Consider the following 19,745-nt stretch of genomic DNA (forward strand, 5'->3'; position numbering starts at 1 on the left):
GTTTGCTGCGCAGCAATCGCAATGTTTCGGGAAGATGTCCCGTACTTCAATCGAGCCGCATCGCCTCCGCCGCAATGTCCTCGGCCTCCATCAGCAGCACGTCCTCGGCGGCGCCCTGGGGTACCGATTCGCGGCCGATCATGATCAGTACCGGCACCGCCATCGGGCTGACGCGCGGCAGGTCGATGTGCAGCATGCGGGCAGCTGCGGTGTCGAGCAGATTGGCAAGGCGGCCGACATCGGTCATCCGCGCACGGGCATCGGCCCAGGCGGCACGCAGCAGCAGGTGATCCGGCTCATATTTGCGCAGCACGTCGTAGATCAGATCGGTCGAGAAAGTGACCTGCCGCCCGCTCTTTTTCTTGCCCGGAATCTGCCGCTCGACCAGCCCGCCGATGATCGCGACTTCGCGAAAGGCGCGCTTGAGCAGGGCCGATTGCTGCACCCAATCGACGAACTCATGCTCGAGGATATCGGGCGAGAACAATGCGGCGGGATCGGTGATCTTCTCCAGCCCATAGACCGCGAGCGCATAATCGTTGGCGACGAAGCCCAGCGGCTTCAGGCCCATCGCCTCCATCCGCCGCGTGATCAGCATGCCGAGAGACTGATGCGCGTTCCACCCTTCGAAGCTGTAGGCGACCATATGGTGCCGCCCTTCGTGCGGAAAGGTCTCGACCAGCAATTGCCCGGGCTGCGGCAGCGCCGAGCGATGGGCCTGCACCTCCAGCCACTCGCGGACATCGTCGGGAAAGCGCGCCCATTGGCTGCGATCGGCGAGGAACTCGCGGACCCGCGCCGCCAGCGTCGCGGTGATCGCCAGCCGCGCGCCCATATATGAGACGATCCGCGCCGGCTTGGTCGTCGCGCGCACGACGATGTCGGTCAGTTCGACCCGCTCGACCTCGACTGCGATGCCGGCGAAGAAGAAGCTGTCGCCCGGCGACAGCGACGCGCCGAACGCTTCCTCGATCTTGCCCAGCCGCCGCCCGTTCCGGAAGCGTACCTCCAGCATCGGCGCCTCGACGATGATCCCTGCATTCAGCCGATGCTGCGCAACAAAGGCCGGCTTGGTGACCCGCCAGAGCCCGTCCTTGCCGCGCGTCAGCCGCTTGAACTTGTCGTAGGCGCGCAGCGAATAGCCGCCGTCGGCGATGAACTGCAGCACGCGCTCGAAAGTCTCTTCCTCCAGCGCCGAATAGGGCAATGCTGCACGAATTTCCCGCAGCATTTCGCCCGCTTCGAACGGCACGGCGCAGGCGACGCCCATGATGTGCTGCGCCAGCACGTCGAGCGCGCCGGGACGGAAGATGTCGGGATCGAGCTCGCCTTGCTCGACCGCGTCGAGCGCCGCCCGCGCCTCCAGATATTCGAAGCGGTTGCCGGGGACGAGCACCGCTTCGGAGGATTCGTCGAGCCGGTGATTGGCGCGGCCGATCCGCTGCAGCATCCGCGACGAACCCTTGGGTGCGCCCATCTGGATCACGCAATCGACATCGCCCCAATCGACGCCGAGGTCGAGGCTGGCGGTCGCGACCAGCGCCCGCAATTTGCCATCGGCCATCGCCTGCTCGGCCCGGCGCCGCGCCTCCAGCGACAGGCTGCCGTGATGCACCGCGATCGGCAGCTGCAGCTCGTTGACCTTCCACAGATTCTGGAAAATCAGCTCGCACAGCCCGCGGGTGTTGCAGAAGATAATCGTCGTCCGGTGCGTCTCGATCTCGGCCATCACTTGCGGAATTGCATAGAGGCCCGAATGCCCCGCCCAAGGCACGCGTCCTTCGGGAAGCAGGATCGCGATATCGGGATCGGCGCCCCTCTCGCCCCGCACCAGGGACACCGAATCGATATCGCCATAGGGCGCGAGCCAGGCGCGATAGCCATCGGGATCGGCGACGGTCGCCGACAGGGCCACCCGCCGCAGGTCCGGCGCGAGCGTGCCCAGCCGCGCCAGCGCCAGCGCCAGTAAATCGCCGCGCTTGCCGGTGGCGAAGGCATGGACCTCGTCGATGACGATGGTCTTGAGTCCCGCGAACATCGTCAGACTGTCTTCGTAGGACAGCAACAGACTGAGCGACTCCGGCGTGGTCAGCAATATTTGCGGCGGCCGCGCGCGCTGGCGGACCTTCTTCTCGTGCGGCGTGTCGCCGGTACGCGTCTCGACCCGGATCGGCAGTCCCATCTCTTCGATGGGGGTGATCAGATTGCGCTGCACATCGACCGCCAGCGCCTTGAGCGGCGAGATGTAGAGCGTGTGCAGCCCGTCGCTTGGGTTCTCGATCAGCTCGGTCAGCGTCGGCAGGAAACCGGCCAGCGTCTTGCCCGCGCCCGTCGCGGCGACGAGCAGCGCATGGTCTCCGCGGCGCGCGGCGGCGAGCATATCGAGCTGATGCCGCCGGGGCGTCCAGCCGCGCGACGCGAACCAGTCGGTCAATATGGCGGGAAGCTGGGAACCGGCGAGCATCCCAACCATATAGGCATGATGGCGAAGCTCGGCGACTGGATCGATCCGCGACCCACGGGAATCTATATCCCGTCCGCCGACGCATGGGTCGATCCCGCCCAGCCGGTGCCGCGCGCCCTGGTGACCCATGGCCATGCCGATCACGCGCGCGGCGGCCATGGCGAGGTCTGGGCGACGCCCGAGACGCTGGCGATCATGGAAACCCGTTACGGCCCGCAGACCGGACACCCGATGGCCTATGGCGAGACGATCGGGCTCGGCGATGTCGAGATCAGCTTCGTGCCCGCCGGCCATGTTCTTGGCTCGGCCCAGATCATCCTCGATCACCGCGGCGAGCGCATCGTCGTCTCGGGCGATTACAAACGCCGCACCGACCCGACCTGCGCGCCGTTCGAAATAACGCCCTGTGATATCTTCATCACCGAGGCGACTTTCGGACTGCCGGTCTTCCGCCACCCCGAGACGCGGGACGAGATCGACAAGCTGCTTTCGGCCCTGCGCGCCAACCCCACCCGCTGCGTGCTGGTCGGTGCCTATGCGCTGGGCAAGGCGCAGCGGGTGATTGCCGAACTTCGCCAGATGGGCTTTGACGATCCCATCTATCTCCACGGCGCGATGCAGCGGCTATGCGACCTCTATGTCGATCTCGGCATCGATCTGGGAGAGCTGCGCATGGCGACCGGCATCGCCAAGGCCGAGTTGCAGGGGCGGATCATCCTGTGCCCGCCCGGCGCGCTCAACGATCGCTGGTCGCGGCGCCTGCCCGATCCGATCACCGCGATGGCCTCGGGCTGGATGCGCGTCCGCCAGCGCGCGGTGCAACGCAATGTCGAACTGCCGCTGATCATGTCCGATCATGCCGATTGGGACGAGCTGACCCGCACCATCCGCGAAGTCGCGCCCAAAGAGGTCTGGGTGACCCATGGCCGCGAGGACGCGCTGGTCCATTGGTGCGCGCTCCATCAGATCAAAGCACGCGCGCTCGATCTGGTCGGCTTCGAGGATGAGGACGATTGATGACGGTCCTTCGCCGAGTTGCAACTGCGATGTGGTAGCGTTACCAAGGGCCAAATCCATCAGGAGAGACCCATGCGCATAGTCAAGCTGGCAGCGGTTGCGTTCACCCTCGCGCTCGGGGTGGGAAGCGCACACGCGCAGATCCTGGTCGGCGAGGAATCGCGCGATTTCAGCGGCGCCGACAAGACCAAGATCGCCGAACGCGAGCGCGACGCGGCGATGGCCGAAGCGAAGAAGCCCAAGCCGCTTAAGAGCAACCGTGCCGTTCCCGCGACACCCGACGACGTCACCGTCGGCAGCGACATTCGTGACAATAAGGGCGTCGTGCTCGGCAGGGTCGATGCGGTGAGCATGTCCGCGGCGGTAGTTGTGGCGGAGGGCGGCAAGGTCGAAGTGCCGCTCGAATCGTTCGGCAAGAACAGCAAGGGCCTGTTGCTGTCGCTCACCAAGGCCGAGTTCGACGCGGCGGTCGCCGCGGCCAACAAGCCCGCGAACTAGGCGGGTTAGGCGGCTTCCGCCGCGTCAAGCCGCAGCCAGGCTTCGGCGGCCCAGACATCCTCGAAGCAGCGGGCGTTGCGCGCATCGAGCGCGCGCTGCAATTGCGTGCGCGCCAGCGTCGGGCCGATCACGAAGGCGAGCCGCCGCGAGCGGTAAAGCGGATCGGCGAGTACCGCGCGAAACGCGTCGACCATTTCCTGCGACTGGATTTTCATGTCGCGCACGTCGTTGAGCGTGAGATGCTGGTTGGCGCCGCAGTGCAACCTGGCATGCGCGTCGCGGCGGGCGGCGAGGAACGCCAATATGTCGGCCTGCGTGAAAAACCCCGCCATCCTGATGCGGATCAGGTCACGCGAAGGGTCTGCCTCTACTGAAAATTCGGCGCTCATTTGTCCGGGTTTATATGACACCGGTTGCTGAATCCTGAATCGCGGGCACTTTCGTGGATTGCGGCGTTCTGTCCCCGGTTCTACCGTGCCCGCAACGGGGAGATATGCATGCTGAAGCATTTGCTCACGGCCATCCTGGCATCGGCTGTAGTTGCACCAGCGGCTTCGGCCAGCGTCTATACCGACGAACTTGCCAAGTGCCTGGTCGAAAAGACGACCAAGGAAGATCACGCGCTGCTGGTGAAATGGATATTCGCCGCCGTCTCGGTCGGGCCGGAGGTCAAGCCGCTCTCCAGGGTCACGCCGGAGCAACGCGCGGATTACACCCATGCCGCGGGCAATCTGATGATGCGCCTGCTCACGGTCGATTGCCGCGAGCAGACGGTCAAGGCGGTCAAATATGACGGGCCGAACTCGATCGAGGTGGCGTTCGAACTGCTCGGCAAGGTGGCGATGCAGGCGCTGATGGCCGATCCCGCCGTTGAAGCGGAGTTCGCCGGCTTGACCGAAGGCCTGGATGTCAGCGCGCTCGCATCGGTGTTCGTGGAGGCGGGGCTCAAGCCGGCGGGCCGTCCGCCGATAAAATAAGGCTAGCCGACGCCCTCCAGCGCCTTTTGCCGGCGCCGCTGGACCGAGCTGCCGATTCCCATCGCCTCGCGATATTTCGCCACCGTCCGCCGGGCGATGTCGAAGCCCTTTTCGCGCAGCATATCGACCAGCGTGTCGTCGGAGAGGATCGCCTTGGCGTCCTCGGCCTGGATCAGGGCGCGGATCGCCGATTTGACCGCCTCTGCCGAGACCGCGTCGCCGCCATCCGCCGACTGGATCGCCGAGGTGAAGAAATATTTGAGCTCGAACAGCCCGCGCGCGCAGCTCAGATATTTGTTGCTGGTGACGCGGCTGACGGTCGATTCGTGCATCTCGATCGCCTCGGCGACCTGGCGCAGCGTCATCGGCCGCAGATGGGCGACGCCCTTCAGGAAAAACGCTTCCTGCTGCTTCACGATTTCGCTGGCGACCTTGATGATCGTCCGCTGGCGCTGATCGAGCGCCTTGACCAGCCAGTTGGCGCTGGCCAGCATGTCCGACATCCATGCCTTGCTGGTCTTGTCCTGCGGGCCCGAGGAAATCTCGGCATAGTAGGCGCGGTTGACCAGCAGCTTGGGCAGGGTCGCGGCGTTGATCTCGACTGCCCAGCCCATGCCGCGCTTGGCCACGAAGATGTCGGGAGTCACCGCCAGCGTCGGCTCGCCGCCATAGCGCGCGCCGGGCTTGGGATCATAGTTGCGCAACTCGCGGATCATGTCCGCCAGATCCTCGTCATCGACGTCGCAGATGCGCTTGAGGCGGGCCATGTCGCCGCGCGCGACCAGTTCGAGATTGTCGATCAGCCGCGCCATGCACGGATCGTAGCGATCGGCTTCCTTGGCCTGCAGTGCGAGGCATTCGGAAAGATTGCGCGCGCCGACGCCAGTGGGGTCGAACGTCTGTACCGTCGCGAGAACGGCCTCGACCCGCGCCAGCGCGACGTTCAGCCGGTTGGCGATGTCGAGCAATGGCACGGTCAGATATCCGGCCTCGTCGATCTGGTCGATCAGATGCGCGGCGATGAACAGGTCGGCACCCGCGACGCTCGCCCCGGCCTGCGCCATCAGATGGTCGCAGAGGCTGAGATCGGCATTCGTCATATTGTCGAAGTCGGGCCCGTCTTCGCCCATGCCGCCACCGCTGCCGGCTCCGGTCATTCCCAGCCCGCCGTCGAGGCCGCCGATGCTGTCCGAAGGGCTGTCGTGATGGAAGGTCTCGGCCGAGAAATCGACGTCGAGCGCCGCCTCGCCATTGGCGTCGCCACCGCTGTTCAGCAGTTCGGCGGCATCCGCCGGCCCGTCGCGCTCCTCATATTCCGGCGTCGGCTCGGGCTCGCGCGCCTCGCCATCGTCACCGGGCTGCGCTTCGAGCAGCGGATTCTTCTCCAGCTCCTCGGCGATGAAGGTCTCGATCTCCAGGTTCGACAGCGCCAGCAGCTTGATCGCCTGCTGCAGCTGCGGCGTCATCACCAGCGATTGCGACTGCCGCAGATCGAGGCGCGGGGCGAGTGACATCAGTGCACCCCTTCGTCACCCCGGCGAAAGCCGGGCCCCAGGGTTACAGGCGATACGCTCCCGGCTCTGGATCCCGGCGTTCGCCGGGAAGACGGTGGAAGGAGCAAGGGCCTCATGACGCTTTACAGCTCGAAGCTCTCGCCCAAATACAGCCGCCGCACATTCTCGTCCTTGACGAGATCCCCGGGCGAGCCCGCGAACAGCACGCGGCCGTCATAGATGATGTAGCCGCGATCGACGATGTCGAGCGTCTCGCGGACGTTGTGATCGGTGATCAGCACGCCGATGCCGCGCGACTTCAGTTCGACGATCAGGTCGCGAATGTCGCTGATCGACAAGGGATCGATGCCCGCGAACGGTTCGTCGAGCAGCATGATAGTCGGATTTGCGGCCAGCGCCCGCGCGATCTCGGCGCGGCGCCGCTCGCCGCCCGACAGCGCCATCGACGGCGCATCGCGCAGCCGGGTCAGGCCGAATTCCTCAAGCAGCTGATCGAGCCGGCGCTGGCGCGCGGCCTTGTCGGGCTCGGAGAGTTCGAGCACGGCGAGGATGTTCTTTTCGACGGTCAGCCCGCGAAAGATCGAGGTTTCCTGCGGCAGATAGCCGAGCCCCAGGATCGCGCGGCGGTACATCGGCAGCTTGGTGATGTCCTCGCCGTCCAGCATGATCCGGCCGCTGTCGGGTTTCACCAGCCCCATCACCGAATAGAAGCTGGTGGTCTTGCCGGCGCCATTGGGACCGAGCAGGCCGACCACTTCGCCGCGCGCCACCGACATCGAAACATCGGTCAGCACCACGCGCTTGTCGTACGACTTGGCGATCGACACCACCGCCAGCCCCTTGTCGGGCACCGGCGCCGGGTCGGCGACATGCACTTCGCTGGTGTCTAGATCACTCATATCGGTCCCTGCATGGACGGTCCTGATTACCCGATCCTTACCGGACGGGCGGTTGGCAAGATTCCTGCATGAACTTCGCGGCCAAGGGAAGGCTCGCTGCGGCGTGCGGTGAAATTACTGCTTCGGAGCGGGCGTGCCGGCAGGCGCTGTATCGCGCTTGGGCACCGAGAATCGTCCGGTGACGCGTCCGCCCGAGCTTTGCATGCCGCCGGGGCCGCTGGTGCCGCCGCCGCTCACGCCCGAGCCGTCGATCGTCGCGCGGCCGGTGTCGAGGTTGATCGACAGCCGCCCGCCCGAGACATTGTTGGCGCCCTGGCGCAGCGTCACGCCACCAACCATCGTGATCACCCGGCGGTTGAGGTCGTAGACCGCATAGTTGGAGCGCGCGGTCTGGTCGGGCCGCGAAACGGTGACCCCGCCGGCGGCGTCGAGCCGCGATACCTGTGGCGAGCCTTTTTCGATCTGGCCGGTATAGGTGACCGTCATCCGCGCCGCGGTCAGCGTCATTTCGGCCTGGGTGATCCGGACGCTGCCGGTCAGCAGCACGCGATTGGCGCGGTCCTGCAGCTCGATATGGTCCGAGGAGAAATCGATCGGGGCCGAGCTGTCATGGCGCGTCTGCGCCGCCGCCGGAGCGGCGACAAGGACGAGCGCCGTCGAGGCGAGGAAGAAACCGCGAGTCATCAGCGCCTATTTGCTCTTCTCGGGAATATCCGCAAGCGCGCATTGCCGTCGAGCGAGACAGTCCGCTTGTCGAGATCGGCGGTCAGCTTGTTGCCGCTGAAAACCCCCATCGGAGTCGCGCCCGATACCGCGCCGCCGCTCTGCATCCGCCGCGTCTTCAGGTCGACGGTCGCGTCATGGGTGTCGAGCGTATAGCCGTCGCTGGTCTGGAACTTGATCGGCCCCTGCACCGATACCTGCTCCTTCTCCATATTGTAACGGCCCTGATCGGCCTTCAGCGAGGCCGGGCCCTCGGGCAATTTGATCTCGGCGGAAAGGTTGTGGAGCTGCACCACCGGTTCCGCCGAGCTTTGCTGCACGGCTTCGCCGGCATGGAGGCGGAACGGCTGGCCTTTGGCGTCCTGGCCGCGATATTCGGCGGCGTCGATGCGCAGCCGCTCATTGGCCATCGCCACCTTGTTCTTGTCGAGGACGAAGCTCATCTCACCGCCGGCGAACAGCGGCGCGAGGACCAGGAACGCGCCGAGCACGATGATCCCGGCGGGGAGAATCCACAAGGCGGTGCGCACCAGCCGGTCATGGCTGCTGCCCGGATGCGCCCAGGCGCGTTTGGCTGAGAGGACTCGAACGGCCACTTCAGACATGATGCGCCACCGGCGGTTGCGGGACCGTAAAGGCGCTACGCATGGGCAAAGATATCGACCTCCGGCCAGCCGGCGAGATCGAGCTCCGCGCGCCACGGCAGGAAATCGAAGCAGGATTGGGCGAGTTGCATGCGTCCTTCACGCGCGAGACGCTTGTCTAGTTCCACTTTCATCGCGTGGAGAAAGCGAACATCGGAGGCCGCATAGTCCTTTTGCGCGTCCGAAAGGTCCGGCCCGCCCCAATCGGACGATTGCTGCTGCTTGGAGACTTCCTGCCCGCACAGCTCGCGGACCAGGTCCTTCAGGCCATGGCGGTCGGTATAGGTGCGCACCAGCCGGCTGGCGATCTTGGTGCAATAGACCGGCGCGGCGGTGACGCCGAGATACTGCTTGATCGCGGCAAGATCGAAGCGCGCGAAATGATAGAGCTTGAGCCGCGCCGGATCGGCGAGCACCGCGCGCAAATTCGGCGCGGCATAATCGCTGCCCGGGCCGAAGCGCACCAGATGCTCGTCGCCCGATCCGTCGGACAATTGCACGACGCACAATCGGTCGCGCGGCGTGATCAGCCCCATCGTCTCGGTATCGACGGCGATCGAGGCGCCGGGGGCGAACACGCCCTCGGGCAGATCTTCTTCATGGAAATAGACGGTCATCGCGCCCGCCTAGACCCGTTGCGCGCGCGCCTCAATGGCTGTCGCCGCCCGCCGCCTTCTTCGCCTTTGCCTGGCGCGACCAGATGTTGAGGCATTCGACCGCCGCCGAGAAGCCCATCGCGGTGTAGATATAGCCCTTGGGAACATGCGCGCCGAACGCTTCGGCGATCAGCACCATGCCGATCATCAGCAGGAAGCCGAGCGCGAGCATCACCACCGTCGGGTTGCGGTTGATGAAGTTGGCGAGCGGGTCGGCGGCGAGCAGCATCACGCCGACCGCGACCACCACCGCGACGTACATGATCTCGACATGCTCGGTCATGCCGACCGCGGTCAGGATCGAATCGATCGAGAAGACGATGTCGAGCAGCAGGATCTGGACGATCGCCGAGGTGAAGGTGAGCTGGAGCACCTTTTTCTTGTCGAGCATGTCGTCGGTGTCGTGCGCGTCGGTATCGACCGAATGGTGGATCTCGGTCGTCGCCTTCCACATCAGGAACAGGCCACCCGCCAGCAGAATCAGGTCGCGCCACGAGAATGCGGTCTCGAACGCCGGTTGCCCATGCGAATCGAGCGGGCCAACGATCCCCAGGTCGAATACCGGGTGCACTAGCCCGACGATCCAGGCGATCATCGTCAGCAACGCGAGGCGCATGACCAGCGCCAGCGAAATGCCGATACGGCGCGCCTTTTGCCGGGTCTCTTCGGGCAATTTGTTTGAGAGAATCGAGATGAAGATCAGATTGTCGATGCCCAGCACCACCTCCATCACGATCAGCGTGACGAGCGCGGCCCAGGCGGCCGGGCTGGCGAGTAATTCCATGATCGAATCCATGGGATGAAGCTCTGCCGTGCGACGAGACGTGGCGCAAGCGCCGCGGTTAACGCTAGTTCGGCGAATCAAGGCGAATTTCGTTCGCGCGCTGTCCGGTTTTGGGCTATGGCCGATTCTCGGCATGGTCTGTGTGCCTGAATATCTGTGCGCTTTTTCGTCCGGCGTACGGGTTTGATTATGAATTTGGGCGAACCGGGAAGACGAACAGGGCATGAGTTTCGATAAAGGGCGTCGCGGGGATCGCGGCGGGCGCGGCCGCGACAAGCGCGATGGTTTTGGCGGCGACGATTTCGGTGGCGGCAGCAGCTATGGCGGCGGTGATCGCTTCGGCGGTGGCGGCGGCTTTGGCGGTGGTGACCGCTTCGGCGGCGGCGGCGGCGGCGGCTATGGCGGCGGTGGCGGTGGTTATCGCGGCGGCGGCGGTGGTGGCGGCTTCGGCGGCGGTGGCGGCGGTGGTCGCGGCATGCCCCCCCAGGTCGTTGGCGAAGCGACCGGCGTCGTAAAGTTCTTCAACGCGCAAAAGGGCTTCGGCTTCGTCGTTCGCGATGATGGCGGCGAAGACGTGTTCGTGCACATCTCGGCAGTCGAGCAGGCGGGTCTTTCCGGCCTGGCCGAAGGTCAGCCGATGGGCTTCACCCTTGTCGATCGCGGCGGCCGCATCTCGGCTACCGAGCTGAAGATCGACGGCGAGCCGATGCCGGTCGAAGAGCGCGCTCCGCGCGAAGACCGTGGCGGTGATCGCGGCGGCTTTGGCGGTGATCGTGGCGGCGCCGGCGGCCCGCAGCGTCAGCTGACGGGCGAAAAGGCCAGCGGCACGGTCAAGTTCTTCAACGCGATGAAGGGCTTCGGCTTCATCCAGCGCGACGACGGACAGCCCGATGCGTTCGTGCACATCTCGGCGGTCGAGCGCGCGGGCATGCCCACGCTCAACGAAGGCGACCGGCTCGAATTCGAGCTCGAAGTCGATCGTCGTGGCAAATACGCCGCGGTGAACCTGCAGCCGGGCAGCTAAGCTTTTAGCGGTTACGATAAACGAAAGGGCCGGGGGAAACCTCCGGCCCTTTTTGGTTTAGCCAGCTATCCGTCGTCCTCGCGAAAGCCGGGATACAGAGTCACGCAGGGCACGGTCGAATAGCGTCAGGGTTCCCGCCTTCGCGGAAGAGGGAAACCGTGTGGCGCTACCGCGTCAGGATCAGCGCCGCGCCCGCCAATATCCCCGCCACGCTCGCCCCGCGCTGCCAGGTCACCCGTTCGCGCAGGAACAGCACCGAAATCGCCAGTGCGGTGATCATCCCCGTCTCGCGCAGTGCCGCCAGCGGCGCGGTCGGTCCCATCGCCAAGGCGCTGAGCGCTAGCCCATAGGTGACGATCGACAGTGCGCCGGCGATCAGCCCCGGCTTCCATTGCGCGCGGGCGCCCGCCAGCAACCGACCACGCGACAGGAGCCCGAACATCGTCACGATCGCCACGCCCGAGAACATGAACGACCAGACGATATAGCTGGCCGGCTGCGGCACGGCGCGCACCCCTTGCGCGTCGGTGACGGTGTAGCAGCCGATCATCGCCGCAGTGAGCAACGCCCAGCCGAGCCCGGCGCGGCCGATATGCCGACCCATCACCAGCACGCACACCGCGCCGCCGAGCAGCGCGATCCCTGCCAGCTCGCGAACGCTCGCATCTTCGCCGGTCAGCCCGATCGCCAGCGCCGCGGTGATCAGTGGCGCAGTGCCGCGCATGATCGGATAGGCGGCGGAAAAGTCGCTGCTCTCGAACGCGCGCACCACCGCGTAGAGATAGACGCAGTGGATCGCGGCGCTGATCGTCAGCCATATCCACGCGCCGTCGGGCAGCGGCACCAGCAAGGTCGCGGGGAGCAGAAGGACCGCGCTCGATCCGTCGATCATCGCGCGGCCGGCCATCTTGTCCTTGCCGCCCTTGAGAATCGCGTTGACGATCGCGTGGATCGAGCCGGACGCGATCATCATCGCGGGCGGCAGCCAGGCTGCGGTCATGCGCCCGCCGCCCCGCGCTTAGGGCTTGGGCGCCCTAGGCGCGTTCTTGGCGTAGCGGTCGCCGTAGACATTGCCCTCGTACCACATCGGCGCCTTGTCGGCGTCGGCGATTTCGCGCGCGATCAGGTAATTGATCTTGGCGAAGCGGGCGGCCGCGCGCCAATCGAACGGCAGGTCGATCTGGTCCGACGGCTGGTGGTAATGCTTCTTGAGGAAGTCCTTGAACGCCTTTTCGCCGCCATTCTGGAAGCCGGTGACGAGGAAGATCGAGGGAATGCCCTGCTTGACGAAGCTGTAATGGTCGGAGCGGACGAACAGGTTCTCGGCCGGCACCGGATCGGGCGACAATGCAACTTTCATCTTCGCCGCTGCCGCTGCGACGATCAGCCCCAGCGTCGAATGCTCGGCGCCGAACGCTACCACGTCCTGGAAATCATAGAGCAGGATCGGCATGTCGAGATTGACGTTGGCGACGAACTTGCCGTCGCCGATTAGCGGGTGCCGCGCCAGGAAGTTCGAGCCGACCAGCCCCTGCTCTTCCGCTGCCAGCGCCACGAACAGGATTGAGCGGCGCGGCGGCTTGCCGCTGGTGGTGAATGCGCGCGCGGCCTCCAGCATCGTCGCCACGCCCGAGGCATTGTCCATCGCGCCGTTGAAGATCATGTCGCCGCCGCCCGGGCGGCCCATGCCGAGATGGTCGAGATGCGCGCTGATCACGACATATTCGTTCTTCAGCGCCGGATCCGAGCCCGGGATGATGCCGAGCACATTGGGGGGGCGGAAGGTGCGCTCGGACTTGCCGTCCTTCAGCCGGATCGGAACCAGCTGGAACCATTTTTCGAAGTCTCCGCCCGGCTGCATGCCGAGCTGGGCGAAGCGATCGGCGACGAATGCTGCTGCCTGGAAATAGCCGGTGGCGACGGTGTAGCGCCCTTCCAGCTTGTCGGAGGCGAGATAGGTGATGTCCTCACGGATGCGGTCGCCATTGAATTCGATCTTGCCGGTCGGGACAATGGCCGCGGGGGCGGCACCGGCGGGAGCGGTCTGGGCAAGTGACGCGGTGGAAAGGCTGAGCGCAATCGGAAGCAGCGCGAAAAGAGCGGATAAGCGCATGATAAGTCCCTGAACGGATAGGAAAGGAGTCACGCTATAATAATGCGCCGCCCGCGCAAGGGCCGTGTGACATGCCCCGCGTCTCCGCTCAGCTCACCAGCCGTCGCAGCGCCGCGATCGTGTCCGCCTCGCTCGCCGGCTTGTCGGTGCGGATGCGGCTGATCCGGGGAAAGCGCATCGCCAGCCCCGATTTGTGGCGCTTTGATTCATGAATCGAATCGAAAGCCACCTCCAGCACCAGCGACTTGTCGGTCTCGCGCACCGGGCCAAAGCGCGCAATGGTGTGGTTGCGGACATGGCGGTCGAGCCATTTCAGCTCCTCATCGGTGAAGCCGAAATAGGCCTTGCCGACCGGCAGCAGCTCCCCGGTCTCGGTCCAGGCGCCAAAGGTATAGTCGGAATAGAAGGACGAGCGTTTGCCGCTGCCGCGCTGGGCATACATCAGCACGCAATCGGCGTTGAGCGGATCGCGCTTCCATTTGTACCACAACCCTACGCGGCGCCCGGTAACGTAAGGCGAATCGCGGCGCTTGAGCATCACGCCCTCGATCGCCGCGTCGCGCGCGCCGGCGCGGATTTCCTGCAGTTCCTCGAAATCCTTGGCTTCGATCACTGCCGAGACATCGAAGCGTTCGGCATCGAGATCGGCAGCGAACGCCTCCAGTCGCGCCCGGCGCTCGCTCCAGCCCATAGCGCGCAAGTCTTCGAGGTCGTCGAAGAGAATGTCGTAGAGTCGCACGAACGCCGGATATTCGTTCAGCGTCTTGGCGCTGACTACCTTGCGCCCGAGCCGCTGCTGGAGCGCGTTGAAGCTGCCCGCCTCTCCCCCTTGAGCCTTCCCCTTCACCAGCAATTCGCCGTCGAGCACGCCGGCGGTTTGGAAGCTCGCCGCGATTTCGGGGAAGCTGTGGGTGATGTCGTCGCCCGCCCGGCTGTAGAGCCGGGTCTCGCCCGCGACGTGGACGAGCTGGACGCGGATGCCGTCCCATTTCCACTCGGCGGCGTAATCGTCGAGGCTGACCTCGGTCTCCTCCAGCGGGTGCGCGAGCATGAACGGGCGGAAGACGGGCACGCTCTCGGTGGTCGGCTGGGCGCTGCGCCCCTCGGCCCAGCCGAACAGGCTGGCATAGGGCGGAGTCAGCCCGTGCCACACTTCCTCGACCGCCTCGACATCGAGATCGAACGCCTGCGCCAGCGCCGTCTTGGCCAGCCGGGCGGAGACGCCCGCGCGCAACGCTCCCATCGCCAGCTTGAGCAGCGCGAAGCGCTCGTCGGCCTCCAGCCGGTCGAGCATTCCCGTGAGCACCGCCGGCGCATCGGATTTGCTGATGCTGCCAAGCGTATCGACGACCTGTGCCAGCGTCAGCGGTTCGCTGGCATCGGGCGGCACTGCCGGCTCGGGCCACAGCAATGCGATCGTCTCGGCCGAATCGCCCACGAAATCGCGGCTCATCCGATAGAGCACCGGATCGACACGCGCCTCGATCAGCGCACGGACCAGAGCGGGTTTTACCGCGGGGAGATCGAGCGTGCCGGTCAGCGCCGCCATCGCCCAGCCCCGGTCGGGATCGGGCGTGGCTTTCAGATAGTCGCCGATCAGCCGCAGCTTGGCGTTGCGCGAGCGCGTATAGATCAGGGCGTCGAGCAGGTCGGCGAAAGCGCGCATGATGGGGCAACATGGAACGAGGGCGCGGGTTCCGCCAGACGCCGCCGCGCGCTAGGCTTGTCCTTATGAAGCGCTTCCTCCTTCTCGTCCTCGGCCTGGCCGTCGCCGCTGCCGCCGCGCTGGCCGGCTATGCGTATCTGGAGGCGAGGCGCGATCCGGTGGTGCGCGAAGCGAGCATCTCGCTGCCCGGCTGGCCGGCCGGTGCCGCGCCGATGCGCGTGGTGCTGATCAGCGATATCCATATCGGCACTGCGGCAATGGGGCCGGAACGGCTCACCCGCATCGTCACCCAAATCAACGCGCTCGAGCCCGATCTGGTGCTGATCGCGGGGGATTTCATCTTCGGGCACGGGGCTGGCAGTGCTGCACGGATCGGCCCGCCACTGGTCGCGCCGCTGGCGGGGCTGAAGGCGCGCTATGGTGTCGTCGCCGCGCTTGGCAATCACGATCACTGGACCGGCGCCGCCGAGGTCCGGGCATTGCTCCAGCGCGCCAACGTCACGGTGGTCGAGAATGGCGCTGTCCAGCGCGGGCCGCTGGCGCTCGGGGTCGCCGGTGATGATTTCTCGCATCACACCGATCTGCTCGCCACCGTCTCGGCGATGCGGCCGCTCAGCGGCGCCCGGATCATGCTCACCCATTCGCCTGATATCGCCCCGAACCTCCCTGCCGATGTGGCATTGCTGCTCGCCGGGCATACGCATTGCGGGCAGGTGGTGCTGCCCTTCTACGGCCCGATCTCCGACGTTAGCCGGTTCGGCGAGCGCTATCGCTGCGGCGTTCGCCGCGAACCGGGACGAACCGTGGTGACCACCGCCGGGCTCGGCACCAGCGGCGGTCCCTTCCGGCTCGGGGCCCCGCCCGATCTCTGGCTGCTCACGCTCGGCAAATAATGGGCGCTGGCGCGTGGTTCCGCGCGCCGCTAGATTGGCACCTCCATCACCGGAGACCTTTTCCATGAAGTTCGTGATTCTCGCGGCCGCCGCGTTCGCCGCCCTGTCGCCCGCCGCCGCGTCGGCGCAGACCGCTCCCGCCCAGACCGCGCCCGCCGCCAAGTTCAATCTCGACACGCCGATCGAGACGCTGGTCGCCGATGCCAAGGCGAACGCCGTGCTCACCGCCAATCTCGGCGGGGACGTCACCACCAATCCCAGTTACGATTCGTTCAAGGGCATGAGCCTCAGCGCGGTCGCGCCCTATGCGCCCGACAAGCTTCCCGCCGACTTGCTCAAGAAGATCGAGACCGAACTGGCCGCGATCCAGTAAAGGCGACAGGGCCGGGGATGATCCCCGGCCCTTTTCGCATCAGCTCTTGCGGCTGGCTTCGAACAGGAACCAGGCGCGCTCCTCGGCCTGATCGGTCCATTCATCGACAATGCCCGAAGTGGCGTTGTCGCCCGCCGCCTCGGCCGCTTCCTTCACCGCGCGGAAGCTCTCGACCAGCTTGAGATTATCGTCGCGCAGTTCGGCGAGCATGTCCGCGGCGCTGACGAAATCGGCGTCATTATCCTTCACCGTCTGCCGCCGGGCGATATCGCCGATCGAGCGCAGCGTGGTGTTGCCGGTCTTGCGCACGCGCTCGGCCACCGCGTCGGTGATCGCGAAGATCTGCGCCGCCTGGTCGTCGAGCAGCAGGTGATAGTCGCGGAAATGCGGCCCGCTCACGTGCCAGTGGAAATTCTTGGTCTTGAGATACAGCGCGAAGCTGTCCGCCAGCGCGCTGTTGAGCGCCTCGGCGACGCTCTTGGTCTCGTTGCGGTTGAGATCGGTCGGCGTCTGCAGCGCCTTGGAATCGGCCATGTCTTCCTCCGGGACGGGATTGCCCCGGCGATATAGGTACGGTCCGGCGCCTCGCCAGTAGCAGATTTTCGATCAGAGTAAGCGAAGCGCTCCCAGCGCGATCCACGCGCCGGCGGCAAGGAACAGCAGCCCGATGATCACGCGCAGTTTGCCGAACGGGATGTTGCGCCATTGCAGTTCGCCGAGCACCGCCGCGACAAAGCAGACCGCGAAGCCGCCAAGCCCCGCGCCCGCCGCCGCGAACCACGGCTCGCCGCGAGTCGCCAGCGCCAGCGTGAAGAATTGGGTGCGGTCGCCCAGGGCCAGCACGAAGACGCCGAGCAACGGTGTAAACAGGGACCCCAGATGCCAGGCCTCGAGCCGGCTCGGCAATTTGACCCGCCACAGCCCGCCGAACCCCGCCATGAGCAATGCCAGCGCCAGCAGCAGGGACTGGGCGTTGGGCGTGAGCATCGGCGCCATCGTCAGCCCCGCGAACGCGGCGATCGCATTGCCGCCGGCATGGGCAAGCCCGGCCATCACCGCCACGGTCAGCGGGCGGCCATAACGGTCGGCGAGAATCGCGGTAAGCAATGCGGGCCGGTCGCCCAATTGCGTGAGAACGGCCAACAGAAAGGCCGGAACGAGAGCTTCCATGGCGCCTTTCCTCCGCCTGCCTTGTCCTTCAGGCGCAGTTAAGGCCGCGTGAAGCACAAGCGTGCGGCCCTCGGCTTGACTTTTCTGCGAGAATCGCACATCCGCGCCGCCTGACAGCGGTGCGCCCGGCGTGCCGCTCTTTCTTTTTAACGAGATTCGCGTTTGCGAAGTATTGGGGTTCTGGGCCATGGCCAAGCCGACTACTGTCAAGATCAAGCTCGTCAGCTCGGCGGACACGGGTTTCTTCTACGTCACCAAGAAGAATCCGCGCAACCAGACCGAGAAGATGTCCTTCCGCAAATATGATCCCGTCGTGCGCAAGCATGTCGAGTTCAAGGAAGCGAAGATCAAGTAAGCCGCTCCCTGCGCAAGCGGAGCATAGCTTTTCAAGAGCCCCGCGCCCTTTAGGGCTGCGGGGCTTCTTGCGTTTCGGAAGGTACCAGCGCGCGCACTTCCTCCATGAACCGCACCAGGCTGATCGGCTTGGAGACATAGGCGTTGGCGCCGGCGGCGCGGATCCGCCCCTCGTCGTCATGGCCGGCATAGGCCGTCACCGCCATGATCGGGATCGCGCGCAATTGCGGATCGAGCTTCATCTCGCGGATGATCGCGTCGCCGGTGACGTGCGGCATCTGGATATCCATCACCACCAGATCGGGCATGAAGGCGCGCGCCCGCGCCTCCGCCTCGCGCCCATCCTTCACCGGCTCGACGTCGAACCCGTGCGCGCGCAGCAGATCGCAGAACAGCTTCAGATTGAGTTCGTTGTCCTCGACAACGAGCACCCTTTTTGCCACGCCCAAACCCCAATGATGACAGTGACTATCTAAGCGATGGTAACGCCGGAAACAAATGCCGAGGCGCTGGCCTTGCAGGCGCTCGTCTGGGTTTTGGGTGAGCCTGCCCGCGCCGCGCGGCTGCTCGACCTGACCGGGCTCGATCCGTCGGAACTGCGCGCCCGCGCCGGCGATCCTTCGCTGCTGGCCGCCACGCTCGGCTTTCTCGAAGCCTACGAGCCCGATCTCCTCGCCTGTGCCGATGCGCTCGGCGTCAAACCCGCCGCGCTGGTTTCCGCCCGCGCCCGATTGGAAGCCGCATGAAGCCCCTGCTGATCACCGATTGCGACGAAGTCCTGCTCCATATGGTCCGCCATTTCGGGGCGTGGCTCGATGAGCATCACGATATCGATTTTGCGCTCAATGGCGGCGATTTCGCCACCTCGATGACGCGCCGCGCGGATCGCAGCGCGGTCCAGCGCGAGGAGATGTGGGCGCTGCTCGGCGGCTTCTTTCCGGATGAGATGGCCCGCCAGACCCTGGTTCCGCATGCCCGCGAGGCGCTCGCCGCCTTGTCGGAGGTCGCCGATATCGTCGTGCTCACCAATCTCGGCGATCATTGCCGCGATCATCGCATCGCCCAGCTCGCCGAGCATGGTATCCACCACCGGGTCGAATGCAACCAGGGCGGCAAGGGCGATCCGGTCGCGCGGCTGGTCGCCGAGTTCGGCAATCCGGTCACGGTCTTTGTCGACGATCTGCCGGTCCATCACGAATCGGTCGCGAAGCACGCGCCCGAAGTGTTCCGCCTCCACATGGTCGCCGAGCCCGATCTGGCTTCCAGCGTCCCCAGGGCGCCGTTCGCCCATGCCCGGATCGACGACTGGCGCGAGGCGCAGGCGTGGATCGCCGAGCGGTTCGCCCAAGGGTTGACCGCCGAGGTCTTGAGTGGTGAAGCCGCATCATGACCACCGCCATCGATCGCAAGCTCGAAGAGCTTGGCCTCGCCCTTCCCGAAGCCGCCGCGCCCGTCGCCGCCTATGTGCCCGTCGTCGAGGCTGGCGGGCTGCTCCACGTCTCGGGCCAGCTCCCCTTCAAGGACGGCGCGGTGATGACCGGGCGCGCCGGCGAGGACCGCGACCTGGCCTATGTCCAGGAAGCCGCGCAGCGCTGCGGGCTGATGCTGGTCGCGCAGATCAAGAAGCATCTCGGCGGCGATCTGTCGCGGGTCGAGCGGGTCGTGAAGCTGGGCGTGTTCGTCAATTCGGCGGCGGACTTCACCGATCAGCCCGAGGCCGCCAATGGCGCCTCCGAGCTGATGCAGGCGCTGTTCGGCGAGGCTGGCCGCCACGCCCGTGCCGCGGTCGGCGTGCCGACCCTGCCGCGCGGCGCGGTGGTCGAGGTCGACGCGATCTTCGCGGTCCGCTGACACCCACGGCTGCTGTTGCCGCTTCGCAACAGGTCGTCGCGTTCCCGAAACGGCCCTGCCAAATTTTGTTGTGCGTCGCAGCGTATTCCTGCACTATTCATGTGCTGATGCCAGCCGCGCAGGCC

At 65.8% G+C, this 19,745-nt stretch carries 24 protein-coding genes; 10 read left to right on the plus strand and 14 right to left on the minus strand.

Annotated elements, in window-relative coordinates; all coding sequences use genetic code 11:
- Window positions 1–46: 46 nt before the first annotated feature.
- The gene (locus KF730_RS14125; protein WP_294098253.1) at window positions 47–2,464 is read right to left on the minus strand and encodes a ligase-associated DNA damage response DEXH box helicase; all 2,418 of its coding nucleotides are present in this window, start codon (window positions 2,462–2,464) and stop codon (window positions 47–49) included.
- A gap of 18 nt (window positions 2,465–2,482) precedes the next feature.
- Here KF730_RS14125 and KF730_RS14130 point away from each other — a divergent pair, with 18 nt between their 5' ends.
- Complete coding sequence (locus KF730_RS14130) at window positions 2,483–3,481, plus strand: ligase-associated DNA damage response exonuclease (protein ID WP_294099889.1); 999 nt, start codon at window positions 2,483–2,485, stop codon at window positions 3,479–3,481.
- Window positions 3,482–3,553: 72 nt separating this feature from the next.
- Window positions 3,554–3,979, plus strand: coding sequence for a hypothetical protein (locus KF730_RS14135; protein ID WP_294098255.1), 426 nt, complete (start codon window positions 3,554–3,556; stop codon window positions 3,977–3,979).
- A gap of 5 nt (window positions 3,980–3,984) precedes the next feature.
- On the opposite strand, the gene KF730_RS14140 is transcribed toward KF730_RS14135, so the two are convergent.
- Window positions 3,985–4,368 (minus strand): STAS/SEC14 domain-containing protein, encoded by a 384-nt coding sequence (locus KF730_RS14140; RefSeq protein ID WP_294098257.1) that lies wholly within the window; start codon window positions 4,366–4,368, stop codon window positions 3,985–3,987.
- Window positions 4,369–4,476: 108 nt separating this feature from the next.
- Here KF730_RS14140 and KF730_RS14145 point away from each other — a divergent pair, with 108 nt between their 5' ends.
- Entirely contained in the window at window positions 4,477–4,956 is a 480-nt protein-coding gene (locus KF730_RS14145) for a hypothetical protein (RefSeq protein ID WP_294098260.1), read from the plus strand.
- Between the two features lie 2 nt (window positions 4,957–4,958).
- On the opposite strand, the gene rpoN is transcribed toward KF730_RS14145, so the two are convergent.
- From rpoN to KF730_RS14175, 6 genes are all read right to left on the minus strand, one after another.
- Window positions 4,959–6,470 carry an RNA polymerase factor sigma-54 gene (rpoN, locus tag KF730_RS14150; protein WP_294098263.1) on the minus strand — a complete coding sequence of 504 codons (1,512 nt, stop codon included), beginning with the start codon at window positions 6,468–6,470 and terminating at the stop codon, window positions 4,959–4,961.
- 122 nt (window positions 6,471–6,592) lie between these two features.
- Window positions 6,593–7,369 carry an LPS export ABC transporter ATP-binding protein gene (gene lptB / locus KF730_RS14155; protein WP_294098267.1) on the minus strand — a complete coding sequence of 259 codons (777 nt, stop codon included), beginning with the start codon at window positions 7,367–7,369 and terminating at the stop codon, window positions 6,593–6,595.
- Window positions 7,370–7,483: 114 nt separating this feature from the next.
- Entirely contained in the window at window positions 7,484–8,053 is a 570-nt protein-coding gene (locus KF730_RS14160; protein ID WP_294098269.1) for an LptA/OstA family protein, read from the minus strand.
- Window positions 8,053–8,697: an LPS export ABC transporter periplasmic protein LptC gene (lptC, locus tag KF730_RS14165; RefSeq protein WP_294098271.1), complete on the minus strand. Its 645-nt coding sequence runs from the start codon at window positions 8,695–8,697 to the stop codon at window positions 8,053–8,055. Before lptC ends, KF730_RS14160 begins: the two co-directional genes overlap by 1 nt.
- A gap of 35 nt (window positions 8,698–8,732) precedes the next feature.
- Window positions 8,733–9,353, minus strand: a complete 621-nt coding sequence (locus KF730_RS14170; RefSeq protein WP_294098272.1) for a ribonuclease D — start codon at window positions 9,351–9,353, stop codon at window positions 8,733–8,735.
- A 31-nt stretch (window positions 9,354–9,384) separates the two neighbouring features.
- Entirely contained in the window at window positions 9,385–10,188 is an 804-nt protein-coding gene (locus KF730_RS14175) for a TerC family protein (protein ID WP_294098274.1), read from the minus strand.
- Between the two features lie 211 nt (window positions 10,189–10,399).
- Between KF730_RS14175 and KF730_RS14180 the strand changes: the two genes are divergently transcribed.
- Entirely contained in the window at window positions 10,400–11,200 is an 801-nt protein-coding gene (locus KF730_RS14180) for a cold-shock protein (protein ID WP_294098276.1), read from the plus strand.
- Between the two features lie 166 nt (window positions 11,201–11,366).
- On the opposite strand, the gene KF730_RS14185 is transcribed toward KF730_RS14180, so the two are convergent.
- The 3 genes from KF730_RS14185 to KF730_RS14195 all read right to left on the minus strand — a co-directional run bounded on the left by KF730_RS14185 (window position 11,367) and on the right by KF730_RS14195 (window position 14,979).
- A complete protein-coding gene (locus KF730_RS14185; RefSeq protein ID WP_294098279.1) occupies window positions 11,367–12,200 on the minus strand; it encodes a DMT family transporter in 834 nt (277 codons plus the stop codon).
- An 18-nt stretch (window positions 12,201–12,218) separates the two neighbouring features.
- On the minus strand, window positions 12,219–13,313 hold the full coding sequence (locus tag KF730_RS14190) for a M28 family metallopeptidase (protein ID WP_294098281.1): 1,095 nt from the start codon (window positions 13,311–13,313) through the stop codon (window positions 12,219–12,221).
- 88 nt (window positions 13,314–13,401) lie between these two features.
- Window positions 13,402–14,979, minus strand: coding sequence for a cisplatin damage response ATP-dependent DNA ligase (locus KF730_RS14195; RefSeq protein WP_294098283.1), 1,578 nt, complete (start codon window positions 14,977–14,979; stop codon window positions 13,402–13,404).
- 65 nt (window positions 14,980–15,044) lie between these two features.
- Between KF730_RS14195 and KF730_RS14200 the strand changes: the two genes are divergently transcribed.
- Both KF730_RS14200 and KF730_RS14205 read left to right on the plus strand, forming a co-directional pair.
- The gene (locus tag KF730_RS14200; protein ID WP_294098286.1) at window positions 15,045–15,872 is read left to right on the plus strand and encodes a metallophosphoesterase; all 828 of its coding nucleotides are present in this window, start codon (window positions 15,045–15,047) and stop codon (window positions 15,870–15,872) included.
- 64 nt (window positions 15,873–15,936) lie between these two features.
- Window positions 15,937–16,245 carry a hypothetical protein gene (locus KF730_RS14205; RefSeq protein ID WP_294098289.1) on the plus strand — a complete coding sequence of 103 codons (309 nt, stop codon included), beginning with the start codon at window positions 15,937–15,939 and terminating at the stop codon, window positions 16,243–16,245.
- A gap of 39 nt (window positions 16,246–16,284) precedes the next feature.
- Here KF730_RS14205 and KF730_RS14210 read toward each other — a convergent pair whose 3' ends face one another.
- Both KF730_RS14210 and KF730_RS14215 read right to left on the minus strand, forming a co-directional pair.
- Window positions 16,285–16,779 (minus strand): DNA starvation/stationary phase protection protein, encoded by a 495-nt coding sequence (locus KF730_RS14210; protein ID WP_294098290.1) that lies wholly within the window; start codon window positions 16,777–16,779, stop codon window positions 16,285–16,287.
- 72 nt (window positions 16,780–16,851) lie between these two features.
- Window positions 16,852–17,415, minus strand: coding sequence for a TMEM165/GDT1 family protein (locus KF730_RS14215; RefSeq protein ID WP_294098292.1), 564 nt, complete (start codon window positions 17,413–17,415; stop codon window positions 16,852–16,854).
- A 187-nt stretch (window positions 17,416–17,602) separates the two neighbouring features.
- Here KF730_RS14215 and rpmG point away from each other — a divergent pair, with 187 nt between their 5' ends.
- Entirely contained in the window at window positions 17,603–17,770 is a 168-nt protein-coding gene (gene rpmG / locus KF730_RS14220) for a 50S ribosomal protein L33 (RefSeq protein ID WP_066799250.1), read from the plus strand.
- Window positions 17,771–17,819: 49 nt separating this feature from the next.
- Here rpmG and KF730_RS14225 read toward each other — a convergent pair whose 3' ends face one another.
- Window positions 17,820–18,212 (minus strand): response regulator, encoded by a 393-nt coding sequence (locus KF730_RS14225; protein WP_294098299.1) that lies wholly within the window; start codon window positions 18,210–18,212, stop codon window positions 17,820–17,822.
- Between the two features lie 36 nt (window positions 18,213–18,248).
- Between KF730_RS14225 and KF730_RS14230 the strand changes: the two genes are divergently transcribed.
- The 3 genes from KF730_RS14230 to KF730_RS14240 are packed head-to-tail and all read left to right on the plus strand — an operon-like array spanning window position 18,249 to window position 19,620.
- Window positions 18,249–18,515, plus strand: a complete 267-nt coding sequence (locus KF730_RS14230) for a DUF3572 domain-containing protein (RefSeq protein WP_294098301.1) — start codon at window positions 18,249–18,251, stop codon at window positions 18,513–18,515.
- Window positions 18,512–19,159, plus strand: coding sequence for an HAD family hydrolase (locus tag KF730_RS14235; protein ID WP_294098303.1), 648 nt, complete (start codon window positions 18,512–18,514; stop codon window positions 19,157–19,159). The genes KF730_RS14230 and KF730_RS14235 overlap by 4 nt, the downstream gene beginning before the upstream one ends.
- On the plus strand, window positions 19,156–19,620 hold the full coding sequence (locus tag KF730_RS14240; RefSeq protein ID WP_294098305.1) for a RidA family protein: 465 nt from the start codon (window positions 19,156–19,158) through the stop codon (window positions 19,618–19,620). The genes KF730_RS14235 and KF730_RS14240 overlap by 4 nt, the downstream gene beginning before the upstream one ends.
- Window positions 19,621–19,745 lie beyond the last annotated feature (125 nt).

This window comes from Sphingomonas sp. (assembly GCF_019635515.1).
Taxonomy (GTDB): domain Bacteria; phylum Pseudomonadota; class Alphaproteobacteria; order Sphingomonadales; family Sphingomonadaceae; genus Sphingomonas.

What these genes read in the sequence shown, in the direction of transcription:
- KF730_RS14170 (WP_294098272.1), bottom strand. Translation starts at nt 9,353, where the DNA reads ATGACCGTCTATTTCCATGAAGAAGATCTGCCCGAGGGCGTGTTCGCC.
- KF730_RS14205 (WP_294098289.1), top strand. Translation starts at nt 15,937, where the DNA reads ATGAAGTTCGTGATTCTCGCGGCCGCCGCGTTCGCCGCCCTGTCGCCC.
- KF730_RS14200 (WP_294098286.1), top strand. Translation starts at nt 15,045, where the DNA reads ATGAAGCGCTTCCTCCTTCTCGTCCTCGGCCTGGCCGTCGCCGCTGCC.
- KF730_RS14140 (WP_294098257.1), bottom strand. Translation starts at nt 4,368, where the DNA reads ATGAGCGCCGAATTTTCAGTAGAGGCAGACCCTTCGCGTGACCTGATC.
- rpoN (WP_294098263.1), bottom strand. Translation starts at nt 6,470, where the DNA reads ATGTCACTCGCCCCGCGCCTCGATCTGCGGCAGTCGCAATCGCTGGTG.
- KF730_RS14215 (WP_294098292.1), bottom strand. Translation starts at nt 17,415, where the DNA reads ATGGAAGCTCTCGTTCCGGCCTTTCTGTTGGCCGTTCTCACGCAATTG.
- KF730_RS14235 (WP_294098303.1), top strand. Translation starts at nt 18,512, where the DNA reads ATGAAGCCCCTGCTGATCACCGATTGCGACGAAGTCCTGCTCCATATG.
- lptB (WP_294098267.1), bottom strand. Translation starts at nt 7,369, where the DNA reads ATGAGTGATCTAGACACCAGCGAAGTGCATGTCGCCGACCCGGCGCCG.
- KF730_RS14160 (WP_294098269.1), bottom strand. Translation starts at nt 8,053, where the DNA reads ATGACTCGCGGTTTCTTCCTCGCCTCGACGGCGCTCGTCCTTGTCGCC.
- KF730_RS14185 (WP_294098279.1), bottom strand. Translation starts at nt 12,200, where the DNA reads ATGACCGCAGCCTGGCTGCCGCCCGCGATGATGATCGCGTCCGGCTCG.
- KF730_RS14175 (WP_294098274.1), bottom strand. Translation starts at nt 10,188, where the DNA reads ATGGATTCGATCATGGAATTACTCGCCAGCCCGGCCGCCTGGGCCGCG.
- KF730_RS14130 (WP_294099889.1), top strand. Translation starts at nt 2,483, where the DNA reads ATGGCGAAGCTCGGCGACTGGATCGATCCGCGACCCACGGGAATCTAT.
- KF730_RS14190 (WP_294098281.1), bottom strand. Translation starts at nt 13,313, where the DNA reads ATGCGCTTATCCGCTCTTTTCGCGCTGCTTCCGATTGCGCTCAGCCTT.
- KF730_RS14240 (WP_294098305.1), top strand. Translation starts at nt 19,156, where the DNA reads ATGACCACCGCCATCGATCGCAAGCTCGAAGAGCTTGGCCTCGCCCTT.
- KF730_RS14195 (WP_294098283.1), bottom strand. Translation starts at nt 14,979, where the DNA reads ATGCGCGCTTTCGCCGACCTGCTCGACGCCCTGATCTATACGCGCTCG.
- lptC (WP_294098271.1), bottom strand. Translation starts at nt 8,697, where the DNA reads ATGTCTGAAGTGGCCGTTCGAGTCCTCTCAGCCAAACGCGCCTGGGCG.
- KF730_RS14180 (WP_294098276.1), top strand. Translation starts at nt 10,400, where the DNA reads ATGAGTTTCGATAAAGGGCGTCGCGGGGATCGCGGCGGGCGCGGCCGC.
- KF730_RS14145 (WP_294098260.1), top strand. Translation starts at nt 4,477, where the DNA reads ATGCTGAAGCATTTGCTCACGGCCATCCTGGCATCGGCTGTAGTTGCA.
- KF730_RS14125 (WP_294098253.1), bottom strand. Translation starts at nt 2,464, where the DNA reads ATGCTCGCCGGTTCCCAGCTTCCCGCCATATTGACCGACTGGTTCGCG.
- KF730_RS14230 (WP_294098301.1), top strand. Translation starts at nt 18,249, where the DNA reads ATGGTAACGCCGGAAACAAATGCCGAGGCGCTGGCCTTGCAGGCGCTC.
- KF730_RS14135 (WP_294098255.1), top strand. Translation starts at nt 3,554, where the DNA reads ATGCGCATAGTCAAGCTGGCAGCGGTTGCGTTCACCCTCGCGCTCGGG.
- rpmG (WP_066799250.1), top strand. Translation starts at nt 17,603, where the DNA reads ATGGCCAAGCCGACTACTGTCAAGATCAAGCTCGTCAGCTCGGCGGAC.
- KF730_RS14210 (WP_294098290.1), bottom strand. Translation starts at nt 16,779, where the DNA reads ATGGCCGATTCCAAGGCGCTGCAGACGCCGACCGATCTCAACCGCAAC.